Below are 12,016 nucleotides of genomic sequence, written 5' to 3' on the forward strand. Positions count from 1 at the left end.
ATGTGATTGCTCCTGACCGGGAGGATGGATCATGTCAGCACCTTTGCCATCTGCGCCACGGGCGCGGTTTCAGAAATCTGTTGAAGACGGGTTAAGCGGGCGTGCGGCGGCGTTGCGTTTGCGGTTGTCGCCCGCCACGGGCGCGCCGGTGGGCGCGACAGGTCGGAGCGAAGCGCGGCGCCGATCCTGCGCCGCAGGAACGTCCATCTGCGCAGGGCAAGCTGGCGCCGCGCCGGACATTCTTCGAGGAGTCGACCGCGCAGGACCCGGACATCACATTCTTTGAGTTGCGTGATGCACTGGCTGAGGCCGAGGGCGCGATGGCTCATCACTCTTCCATCGCCAATCTGCTGTCCCGGCTCGGGTTCACGTACAAAAAAGTCGCTGGTGGCCTCCGAGCGCCGTCGCGCCAAGGTAAGGCAGCAGCGTGCCGATTGGTTCAAACATCGCCTGCCAGCCATTGCCGCACTGCCGGACCGCTTTGTCTTTCTTGACGAAACAGCGGTGAGACAACGCTGGCACGCTTGCGCGGCAGGGCCAGACGAGGCCATCGCCTGACCATGGACGTGCCTTTTGGCAACTGGGGAAAGCAGCTGATGCCGGGCTGACCAGTGACGCATTGATCGCGCCTTAGGTCATCAAGGGCGCGATGCCTCCCGTGACATCCGCTTTGCGCATGCACTGCCGGTAATGGACGGCCCGGCCTTCCGCCTACGTCCGCGAGGTGCTGGTTCCCGAGATTGCGCCCGGCACCGTGGTGGTCCTCGACAATCTGGCAAGGCACCGGAACAAGGAAGCCGCGGAAACCTTGCGTGATCAAAGCCCACCTCAGGCGCACCGGAGCGAGAACCTTCACCAAGATCTTTAACGCCATCGGGGCAATCTGCGATCGCTATGATCCGCTCGAACGCTGAAACTACTTTAAAACTGCCGGATATGTCTCAACTCAATCTCGAAATGCTTTAGGACGCGCAGATGCGTCCGATGCCGGAGCGCCTCACCGGCGAGGTGCGGATGACCTCGAACACCGGCTGCCCCCCGGCGCGGCTCTGGGAGCTCACGCTGACCGGCGTATGGGCGGGGCCGCGACGTGGTCGCGCGTCGGGTCGCGTCGCGGCGGCCTGCGCGGGCTCTGAGCCGCGCGGGGGTTGCCATCTCGGGCGGGACGGCGGTGTGAGGCTGCACCCCGCGCCGGAGGAGGGCCGGGCCTCGAACTGCTCCGGCAGATGCGTCGCCGGAGCGCCTCACCGGCGAGGTGCGGATGACCTTGGACACCGGCTGCCCCGGCGCGCGGCTCGAAGGGCTGACGCTGACCGGCGTGTGGGCTGGCCGCGACGTGGTCGCACAGCGCGTCGCGGCGACCTGCCTGCGCGGGCGCTGAGCCGCGCGGGTTATTGTCCGGTGGAGCGCAGCACCACCACCGTCGTCCGCAGCATCAGCCGCAGATCCGTCCCCAGGCTCAGCTTCCTGTGATAGAGCTGATCGTAGCGCACGCGATCGGTGAAGCTCGTCACGCCCCGTCCCGACACCTGCCAGAGACCGGTGATCCCCGGCCGCATCTCGAAATAGGCACGGCCGCGCGCCGCTTCGTAGAGCGACTGCTGGCTCGGCAGGAAGGGGCGCGGGCCGACGAAACTCATGTCGCCTTTGACGACATTGAAGAATTGCGGCAACTCGTCGAGGCTGGAGGCGCGCAGGAAATGCCCGAGCGGGGTGATGCGCGGATCGTGGTCGAGCTTCTGGTACCTGTGCCATTGGGCCGCGATCTTCGGATCCTCGCGGCAGAGCCGTTCGAGATGGGCGTCGGCGTCGGGCCGCATGCTGCGCAGCTTGTAGCATCGGAACAGCCGTCCGTTCCGCCCGACCCGGTGCTGCGTGTAGAAGGCGGAACCGCCGTCGAACCGGACGAGGGCGGCGAGCAGCAGGATCGCCGGGACCACGAAGGGCGCCGCGCAGAAGGCCACGAAGAGATCGAAGACACGCTTCCCTCCCTGCCTGTAGACTTGCATTCCGGCCTCGCGGCCAAAGCGCTGAAGATCGGCAGGGCGCAAGGAAATGTCGGGACGTTTGGCCATCGGTGGAGTGTCCGGTCTGATGCGCAAAGAGAATTTTCTCGGCTCGAGAGCGATGCTTTCCGCAAAACTATACTACCTGTGATTGTATTTTGAAGTGGATGTTTTTTGCATCCGCAGAAAATCGCCCATCGGGTGCGAAGCGACGGAGGCGGCGAAGAGAGGGCAGGGAGGCACCCCGACCCGATCCGGACCTGTCCGAAATCGCCCTTCGCGGCGCCCTGGCCGCCCCTTGTGATGCGTCTCCCGAAGAGGCTGCCGCAATGCCGACCCGGTCTTCGGAATGAATATGAAGGCAGACCGGCGTCCGGACGAGAGCCGACATGCCCCCGTATCTCCTTGATCGCCTTCGCCATGCCTGCCCGACCGGCCGTCTCCGGGACCGGTTTTCGCGCCGGGCAGCCGAGCGTCGGATGGAAGCCCGCCTGCGCCCTGGACGAAGGTCGCGACCGCATGTCCGGGGCGCGCACCGCCGGCACCGGCGCCTCGCCGGGCGTGACGGAGGGCGGGCGCGCCGCGGGGCGGCAGAGGCCCGCGCATGCCGGGGATGCCGCGCTCGCGTGACGGATCGGGGGAGGGATGCGCGGTGCGTGGCCCAGGCGCCGCCATGCGACCAGGCGCAAGGCGATCCCGCGCACGGCGAATCGCAGGCTGCCTCCGGGGGGATCATGCTGCGCCTGCCGCGGAAGGGCGCACGGCTGTTCGAAGGGGGCTCGCCACCCATGGACCCGCCCGCGCCGCCCGCGCCGCCCGCGCGAGGACGCGGGTGTGCGGGCTGCACGGCGGCGAGATCTATGACAGTGGCAGTCGGGCATCTTACCCCGGCCCGGCTGCGAAACGCGCTCCGGGCGCGGGATGAGTTTCAGCCAAAGCCTCCCGGCGCGTTGGACCGGCCTGCGCCTGCCGGGGACCGGGCCAGCAGGTGCACGGTCGGGGGCGTCGGCCGCCGCCTTGCCGTCCGTATCAGGGGTGGGGCGGGAGAGGGACGTCTCCTCTCCGAACGCGCCGGGCAGGCGCGGCGCGCCTCCGGCGGGAGCGCGCCTGAGCGATCCCGTGCTGCCTCCGGCGCGGGAAAGGTGCCCCGGCCGGGGGGCGGAATGCGCCTGCGGGGCGACCGCAACGCAAAACATGTCCGGCGTCCGTTCCACGGCCGGTTCAGGCGCTGCGGGCGAAGGCCCGGTCCTGCCGGTCGGGGCGGGCCGGGGCGGCGGCCTGGGTCCCCGCCGGCCGGCCCCTGCCGAAGAAGGAGATGTCGGCCTCCATCGCGGCGATGTTGCTTTGCAGGTTGACGGTGGCGGCGTTGGTTTCCTCCGACATGGCGGCGTTCTGCTGCGTGGTCTGGTCGAGCTGGTTGATGGCGGTGCTCAGTTCACTCAGTCCGCTGGCCTGTTCTGTGGTCGAGGTGGCGACCTGTTCGATGCCCTCGTGGATCGTGCCGGCGACGTCGCGGATCTGCGACAGGGCGGTGCCCGCCTCGCGCACGAGTTCCACCCCGGTCGACACCTGCTGGTTCGAAGTCGAGATCAGCGCGGCAATCTCCCGCGCGGCGTCGGAGGAGCGCTGCGCGAGCGCCCGCACTTCGGAGGCGACGACGGCAAAGCCGCGCCCGGCGTCCCCGGCGCGCGCCGCCTCGACGCCCGCGTTGAGGGCGAGGAGATTGGTCTGGAAGGCGATGTCGTCGATGACGGAGGTGATCGAGGCCACCTTCTTCGAAGAGGATTCGATCTCGTCCATCGCGGCGATCGCGCGGTCGATGACCTGTCCGGCCTGGACCGTATAGCCCTTTGCCTCCTCGGATTTCGACCGGACGCTGCCGGCGGTGCCCGCCACGCCCTTCACCGAGGCGACGAGCTGGTCGAGGGCGGAGGCGCTCTGTTCGAGCGTGGCGGCCTGGCTTTCGGTGCGGCGGGCGAGATCGCTCGTCGCCTGGCCGATCGCCTCCGCCTCCGCGCGGATGATCCGGGCGCTTTCCGCAACGCCGAGGATCGTCCGGGCGAGCTTCGCCACGGCGGAGTTGAAGGTCTGGCGGATCGCGTCGAACCCGCCGAGATCCGTCGTCAGTTCGATGCCGAGATCGCCCTGCGACAGGGCCCCGAGGCCGGCGCTGAGCGTGTCGGTCGTCGTGTGGAAGATCGTCGTGTCCACCGCGAACTTGACGACCTTGACCACCTCGCCGGAGGCGTTGCGGATCGGATTGTAGCTCGCCCGGATCGCGACGCGCCGGCCATCCTTGCCGAACCGGTCGAAATCGTCGCTGATGCTCTCCCCGGCGCGCAGCCGCGCCCAGAAGGCCGCGTGTTCCTCGGTCCCGGCATGGTCCCGTCCGACGAAAAGGCGGTGATGCTGGCCGACGATCTCCTCCTCGGCATATCCCATCGCGCGGCAGAACAGCTCGTTGGCGCGCAGGACGGTGCCGTCGGGGCTGAATTCGATCACCGCCTGCACCTTCTGGATGGCGTCGATCTGGCCCTGTGCCTCGGCCTCGAGGTTGCGGGCGCGGGTGATGTCGAAGGCGTGTTTCACCACCTTGAAGGGCCGGTTTTCAGGGTCGATCAGCGTTTCATAGGTCGCCTCGAACCAGAGGGCCCGGCCGTTCCGGGCGAGCCGCCGGACCTGTCCCTTTTCCGACGCGCCTTTCGCCAGGCGGTCCCAGAAGAGGCGATAGGCCTCCGACCCGGCCTCCTCCTGCGGGACGAAGAGGCGGTGGTGCCGGCCGCGGATCTCCTCGAGCGTGTAGCCGGTCGTGTCGAGGAAATGGTCGTTGGCACTCAGGATATTGCCCTCGAGATCGAATTCGACGACCGCCATGGACCGCCGGATCGCGTCCTCCTTGGAGCGGTTGTCGCGGCGGCGCAGGTGAAGTTCGGACATCTCCCGGCCGACGATATAGACGGTGCGCACCGCGCCGGTCTCGTCCCGGAAGGGGCTGTAGGTGGCGGAGAGCCAGATCTCCCTTCCCTGCTTGTCGAGATGCGGCGCGATCATCTCCCGCGGTTGGCCCGACCGGAGGTCGCGCCACAGGGCCCGCGCCTCCTCATGGTCCTTCCGGCGCACAAGGATGGTGCCGTCCTTGCCGAGCACATCTTCCCGCGTGTAGCCGGTGACGGTGCAGAACACGTCGTTGACGCGTTCGATCCGTCCCTCCGGCGAGCACACGATCAGGATGTGGTTCGCCTCGATCACTGTTTCGAGCGGGGTGGCGGGGCGGGCGGTCGTCTTTTCCCCGCGCGATTTCATGAGTCTGGCGAACATTCGGGACATCCTGGGCTATAGGCGTTCCCCGCCACCCTAGGGCACAGGCCCTTACCGATTGGTTTATGCCCGCCGGTTTTCCCCGAATGTTTCGGGGGCGCATGAAAAAAGGGCGCCCGAAGGCGCCCCATTTGTCAGCTGACAATCGCTCAGCCGATGATCGCGTTCAGCGTTGCGGAGGGGCGCATGACCGCGGCGACCTTCGCCGGATCGGCATGGTAATAGCCGCCCATGTCGACGGGTTTGCCCTCCCCGGCCTGAAGTTCGGACAGGATCGCCTGTTCCCCGGCGGCGAGTTTTTCCGCGATCGGGGCGAAATGCGCTTTCAGTCCGGCATCGTCATCCTGTGCCGCAAGCGCCTCCGCCCAGTAGCGGGCGAACCAGTAATGCGAGCTGCGGTTGTCGTTCTGGCCGACCTTGCGTTCGGGCGACTTGCCCTCGAGCAGGAGCTTCTGCGTCGCGACCTCGACCGCGGCGCCGAGGACGGCGGCCTTCGGCTTGTCGCGGGAGGTGGCGAGGAACTTGTAGCTTTCGCCGAGTGCGCAGAACTCGCCGAGGCTGTCCCAGCGCAGGTGGTTTTCTTCCTGCAACTGCTGGACATGCTTGGGCGCGGAGCCGCCGGCGCCGGTCTCGAACATGCCGCCGCCCTGCATCAGCTTCACGATGGAAAGCATCTTTGCGGAGGTGCCGAGTTCGAGGATCGGGAAGAGGTCGGTGAGGTAGTCGCGCAGCACGTTGCCGGTGATGGTGACGACATCATGGCCTTCGCGCATCTTCTCGAAGGTGTAGCGGGTCGCGGCGCGGGGCGCCATGATCGGAATGTCCTTGCCCGCCGCCTCGAGGGCCGGTTTGACGTATTTGATCAGCTCCGCGTCATGCGCGCGCGTCCCGTCGAGCCAGAAGGCGGCGAGGCCGGTCGCGTCGAACCGTTCGATGCCGAGCTGGATCCAGTCGAGGATCGGCGCCTTCTTCGCGGTGGCGGAGCGCCAGATGTCGCCCTTTTCGACCTCGTGGGAATGCAGCACCTCGCCGCCCTCGAGCACGATGGAGATGGTGCCGTCCGCCTCCGCCTCGAAGGTGGTCGGGTGGGAGCCGTATTCCTCGGCCTTCTGCGCCATCAGGCCGACGTTCGACACGGCGCCGCAGGTGGTCACGTCGAGCTTCCCGGTTTCCTTGAAATACTCGATCGTCTCGTCATAGACGGGCGCATAGCAATTGTCGGGGATGCAGCATTTCGTGTCCGCTTCCTTCCCGTCCGGGCCCCAGCCCTTGCCACCCGCCTTGATCACGGCGGGCATGGAGGCGTCGATGATCACGTCGGAGGGGACGTGCAGGTTGGTGATGCCGCGGTCGCTGTCGACCATGTAGAGCGGCGGACGGGCGGCGAGCGCGGCCTTCAGGTCGGCTTCCATCTCGGCATTGCCCTTGATGAGCCTTTCGAGCGCACCGAGGCCGCCGTTGGGGTTGAAGTCGAGCTTGTCGCCGTGTTTGGCGAGGAAATCCTCGATATAGACGGCGACGAAATGGCCGAAGAGGATCGGGTCGGAGACCTTCATCATCGTGGCCTTGAGGTGGACGGAGAACAGGACGCCCGGCTCCATGCTCTCGATTTCCTTGCGGATATAGGCGCGCAGGGATTTCGCGGAGAGGTAGGTCGCGTCAACCACGGTGCCCTCCTCGTATGTGAGCCCGTCCTTCAGCACGGTCTCGCCGCCGTCCTTGCCGCGGAACACGATCTTTGCGCCGCCGGCCTGCGCGGCGGTGATGGTCGCGGCCTTCTCGTTGGCGAAGAAGTCGTCGCCGGGCATCGAGGCCACGGTCGTCTTGCTGTCCTTCGACCAGTCGCCCATGCGGTGCGGGTTGGCCTTTGCATATTCCTTCACCGCCTTTGCAGAACGGCGGTCGGAATTGCCCTCGCGCAGCACCGGGTTCACGGCGGACCCCTTCACCGCGTCGTATTTCGCGCGCACGGCCTTTTCCTCCGCCGTCTTCGGGTCGGCGGGATAGTCCGGGATCCCGTAGCCCTGGGACTGGAGCTCGGCCACGGCGGCCTCGAGCTGCGGCACCGAGGCGGAGATGTTCGGCAGCTTGATGACATTCGCCTCGGGCGTCTTCACATAGTCGCCGAGGGCCGAGAGATCGTCGGAGATCTTCTGCGCGTCGGTCAGATAGTCGGGGAACTGGGAAAGGATGCGGCCCGCGAGCGAGATGTCGCGGGTCTCGACCGAAATCCCCGCCGCGTTGGAGAAGGACGTGATGATCGGCAGCAGCGAGCCGCGCGCCAGCTCCGGCGCCTCGTCCACGATGGTATAGATGATATCTGCGGTTTCCTGGGCCATGGGCTCCTCCAAGTGGCGAATCCTTCGGTCGGGACGGACGTCCTTCGTGCTTGGAAGCCGGGGTAACCGAGTGCCCTGCGCAAGTCAATGTATCCCGAGGTATACAATGACGCGCCGCCGGGGGCGGCAAGAGCCCTTCGGGCGCGCTTCGGCGCGGGGTGGGGGCGCAGTCCCGGCGGCACCGGGTGTGATTGCACAAAAAACAGGCGATTTTGCCGCTAAAGACCAATGCGCGGGCATCGGGGCCGAAAACGTGTTGGTGGCCGGGGGCCGCAGCACTAATTTCGGATCATGAGCGAGAAGATCTTTGACGAGATGTGGGGCAGGGAGGACGCGCTGCGCGCGCCCTATGCCGGATTTCAAGGCTGGTTTCAGGACGAGGATCCGAAACGGCTGAGGGCGAAACAGCGCGAGGCGGAGGAGGTGTTCCGCCTCACGGGCATCACCTTCAACGTCTATGGCCGGGCGGAGGCCGAGGAACGGCTCATTCCCTTCGACATCATCCCGCGCATCATCTCAGGGCGCGAATGGCTCAAGCTGTCGCGGGGCATCGAACAGCGGGTGCGCGCGATCAATGCCTTCCTGCACGACATCTACAACCGGCAGGAGATCATCAAGGCCGGGCGCGTCCCGAAGGAGATGATCGCGCGCAACGACGCCTTCCTGCCGCACATGATCGGGATGACGCCGCCGGGCGGGATCTATACCCATATCGTCGGCATCGACCTCGTGCGCACGGATGACGACCAGTTCTATGTGCTCGAGGACAATGCGCGCACGCCCTCGGGCGTGTCCTACATGCTCGAGAACCGCGAGACCATGCTCCAGATGTTCCCCGAGCTCTTCGCGCGCAACCGGGTGCAGGCGGTGCAGGATTATCCCGCCAACCTCCGCCGGTCGCTCGCCGCCTCCGCGCCCGCGGCCTGCGCGGGGCCGCCGACGGTGGCGGTGCTGACGCCGGGGATCTACAACTCGGCCTATTTCGAACATGCCTTCCTCGCCGACAAGATGGGGGTGGAACTGGTCGAGGGGCACGATCTGCGGGTCGTGGACGGGCGCGTGGCGATGCGCACGACCCAGGGCTACAAGGCGATCGACGTGCTCTATCGGCGGGTGGACGACGATTTCCTCGATCCGCTGAACTTCAACCCCGACAGCGCGCTCGGCATTCCGGGGATCATGGATGTCTATCGCGCCGGCGGCATCACCATCGCCAATGCGCCGGGCACGGGCATTGCCGACGACAAGGCGATCTACAGCTACATGCCGGAGATCGTCGAGTTCTACACCGGCGAGAAGGCGATCCTCGAGAACGTGCCGACCTGGCGCTGCAACGATCCCGACAGCCTTGCCTATGTGCTCGACCATCTCGAGGATCTGGTGGTCAAGGAGGTGCACGGCTCGGGCGGCTACGGCATGCTGATCGGCCCCACGGCGACGAAGAAGGACCTTGCGGATTTCCGCCGCAAGCTCAGGGCGCGTCCGGGCAACTACATCGCCCAGCCGACCCTGTCGCTCTCGACCGTCCCGATCTTCACGAAGGCGGGGCTCGCGCCGCGCCATGTGGACCTGCGCCCCTTCGTCCTGTGCTCTCCCGAAGGCATCAACATCACGCCGGGCGGGCTGACCCGCGTCGCGCTGAAGAAAGGGTCGCTGGTGGTGAACTCCTCGCAGGGCGGGGGCACCAAGGACACCTGGGTGCTGGAAGACTGAGGGCGGGAGAGGGATGGGAATGCTCGGCAAAACGGCAAACGGCCTCTACTGGATGTATCGCTACCTGGAGCGGGCCGAAAACACCTCGCGCCTGATCGAGACCGGCCAGCGGATCGGGCTCACCCGCCTCGGCCAGGACGACGGCGAATGGAACTCGGTCATGCAGTCGGCCGGGACGCTTCCCGGCTTCCGGGAGGTCCATGACGAGGTGACGAAGGAGGCGGCGATCGACTGGATGCTGCGGGCGCGGGAGAATCCGTCCTCCGTCCAGTCGGTGATCGCCTCCGCGCGGCAGAACGCGCGCATGGTGCGCACGGCCCTGACCCACGAGGTCTGGGAGGCGGTGAACGGCTGCTACATGAAGACGCAGGAGATCCTGTCGCGCCGGGTCGCCGAGCGCGACCTGCCGGCGGTGCTCGGCACGATCCGGCAGCGCACGGCGCTGGTGCGGGGCGCGACCCATGGCACGATGCTGCGCAACGACATCTACGATTTCGCGCGGATCGGCACGTTCCTCGAACGCGCCGACAACACCGCGCGGATCCTCGACGTGAAATATTACGTGCTCCTGCCGTCCTCGGTCGCGGTCGGCTCCTCCATCGACAACGTGCAATGGGAGACGATCCTGCGCTCCGTCTCCGCCAGCGGCGGCTACCGGATGGCCTACGGCTCCCAGGTCAACGCCCGCGACATCGCGCATTTCCTCATCCTCGACAAGCGTATGCCGCGCTCGCTCTATTTCTGCTCGTCGAAGATCCGCGACAACCTGCGCTACCTGTCCTCCGACTATGGCACGAAGTACCGATCCTGCGATCTCGCGGACGGGCTTTTGCGCCGGTTCATGTCGCACGATATCGACGCGGTCTTCGATTTCGGACTGCACGAATACATCCAGAACGTTCTCAGCTCGCTCGGCCAGCTCGGCATGCAGATCGAGCGGGACTTCCGCTTCTACGAGTGATCCCGATGCGCCTGTCGATCCGCCACACCACCCGCTACAGTTTCGACCATCCCGTGATCTACGGGCTCCAGCAATTGCGCAAGACGCCGAAATCCGGCCACGGCCAGGAGGTGATCCGCTGGTCCACCTCCGTGACCGGCGGGCGCAAGGAACTCGAATACCAGGACCACATGCACAATGTGGTCGAGCTCATCTCCTTCGAGCGCGACGTGCACGATCTGGTCGTGCAATGCGAGGGCGAGGTGGAGGTGGCGGAGACCCATGGCGTCGTCGGGGCCCACCGCGGCCCCGCGCCGCTGTGGATGTTCGAGCGGCCGACGCCGCTCACCCGCGCCGGGGCGGGGGTCCGGGCGCTGGTCCGCAGGGCGGAGGGCGAGACCGCGCTCGCCCGGCTGCACGAGCTGTCGCGCATCGTCGCGGAGGCGGTCGCCTACGAGATCGGCGCCACCCATGCCGGCGGCAGCGCCGAGCAGGCGGTGGAGCAGGGCAAGGGCGTCTGCCAGGACCATGCCCATATCTTCATCGCGGCGGCGCGGGAGATGGGGCTGCCCGCGCGCTACGTCTCCGGCTATCTGATGATGGACGACCGCGTGGCGCAGGACGCCTCCCACGCCTGGGCGGAGGCGCATGTCGACGGGCTCGGATGGGTCGGCTTCGACGTCTCCAACGGCATTTCGCCCGACACGCGCTATGTCCGGGTCGCGACGGGGCTGGACTACAAGGGCGCGGCTCCTGTAACTGGCACGCAGATCGGCGGGGCGGGGGAAACGCTCTCCGTCGAGATCGAAGTCGCACAACAACAATAAGGCCGGGGCAGGGGAAAGACATGACCTATTGCGTGGGCATGATGCTCGATCGCGGACTCGTCCTGATGTCGGACACGCGCACGAATGCTGGCGTGGACAATATTTCCACCTTTCGCAAGATGTTCACCTGGGAGGCGCCGGGGGAGCGGGTGCTCACGGTGATGACGGCCGGCAATCTCGCCACCACGCAGGCGCTCGTGTCGATCCTCGACGAGCGCACCAAGGCGCCGGAGGAGCGCGAGCCCTCGATCCTGTCGGCGCCCTCGATGTTCCAGGTCGCCCGCCTCGTCGCCGGCACGCTGAAGGACGTGATCTCCACCCATGCCGAGACCGGCCAGCGCGCCGACAGCGCCTTCAACGCGACGGTGATCCTCGGCGGCCAGATCAGGGGGGCGCCGCCGCGCCTGTTCCTCATCTATCCCGAGGGCAATTTCATCGAGGCGGGAGAGGAGACGCCCTTTTTCCAGATCGGGGAAACGAAATACGGCCGGCCGATCCTCGTGCGCGCCTATGACCGCGGCATGTCCTTCGAGGAGGCGGTGAAGCTCCTGCTCGTCTCCTTCGACAGCACGGTGAAGGCGAATCTCTCGGTGGGCCTGCCCTTCGATCTCCAGGTGATCGGGCGCGACGCGCTCGGGGTCACGCATCAGCACCGCATCCAGGCGGACGATCCTTATTTCCTGACGATTTCCTCGGGCTGGGGCGAGGCGCTGAAGGCGGCGATGGACAGCCTGCCCGACTTCACCTTCTGACGCCCGAGGCGAGACCCCTCGCGCATGAGGCGTCGGGGATGAATGGCGCGGATCCTGGGTGTCTTGCAACGAGCGTGGAGCGGCTGCGTCTCGCGGTTCGGGTGGGGCGACAGCCGCCGGG

Annotated in this window: 8 protein-coding genes; 4 read left to right on the top strand and 4 right to left on the bottom strand. The window is 66.8% G+C overall.

All coding sequences use genetic code 11. The features are described 5' to 3' along the window. Positions 1-29 precede the first annotated feature (29 nt). The 4 genes from P73_RS25495 to P73_RS07520 all read right to left on the bottom strand — a co-directional run bounded on the left by P73_RS25495 (position 30) and on the right by P73_RS07520 (position 7,663). Positions 30-329, bottom strand: a complete 300-nt coding sequence (locus P73_RS25495) for a hypothetical protein (RefSeq protein WP_139267096.1) — start codon at positions 327-329, stop codon at positions 30-32. Positions 330-1,391: 1,062 nt separating this feature from the next. Further along, complete coding sequence (locus P73_RS07505) at positions 1,392-2,009, bottom strand: sugar transferase (protein ID WP_043871487.1); 618 nt, start codon at positions 2,007-2,009, stop codon at positions 1,392-1,394. Between the two features lie 1,218 nt (positions 2,010-3,227). Continuing rightward, positions 3,228-5,324: a methyl-accepting chemotaxis protein gene (locus P73_RS07515; protein WP_043869120.1), complete on the bottom strand. Its 2,097-nt coding sequence runs from the start codon at positions 5,322-5,324 to the stop codon at positions 3,228-3,230. 149 nt (positions 5,325-5,473) lie between these two features. Further along, entirely contained in the window at positions 5,474-7,663 is a 2,190-nt protein-coding gene (locus P73_RS07520; protein WP_043869121.1) for an NADP-dependent isocitrate dehydrogenase, read from the bottom strand. Between the two features lie 291 nt (positions 7,664-7,954). Here P73_RS07520 and P73_RS07525 point away from each other — a divergent pair, with 291 nt between their 5' ends. From P73_RS07525 to P73_RS07540, 4 genes are read left to right on the top strand one after another with little or no spacing between them, the layout of a single operon-like run. Next, positions 7,955-9,376, top strand: a complete 1,422-nt coding sequence (locus P73_RS07525; protein ID WP_043869122.1) for a circularly permuted type 2 ATP-grasp protein — start codon at positions 7,955-7,957, stop codon at positions 9,374-9,376. 19 nt (positions 9,377-9,395) lie between these two features. Then, a complete protein-coding gene (locus P73_RS07530) occupies positions 9,396-10,337 on the top strand; it encodes an alpha-E domain-containing protein (protein WP_043869123.1) in 942 nt (313 codons plus the stop codon). Between the two features lie 5 nt (positions 10,338-10,342). Continuing rightward, positions 10,343-11,143, top strand: a complete 801-nt coding sequence (locus P73_RS07535; protein WP_043869124.1) for a transglutaminase family protein — start codon at positions 10,343-10,345, stop codon at positions 11,141-11,143. A 20-nt stretch (positions 11,144-11,163) separates the two neighbouring features. Then, positions 11,164-11,895 (top strand): proteasome-type protease, encoded by a 732-nt coding sequence (locus tag P73_RS07540; RefSeq protein ID WP_043869125.1) that lies wholly within the window; start codon positions 11,164-11,166, stop codon positions 11,893-11,895. The last annotated feature ends 121 nt before the right edge of the window (positions 11,896-12,016 follow it).

It is taken from the genome of Celeribacter indicus, assembly GCF_000819565.1.
In the GTDB taxonomy this organism is placed as follows: Bacteria; Pseudomonadota; Alphaproteobacteria; order Rhodobacterales; family Rhodobacteraceae; genus Celeribacter; species Celeribacter indicus.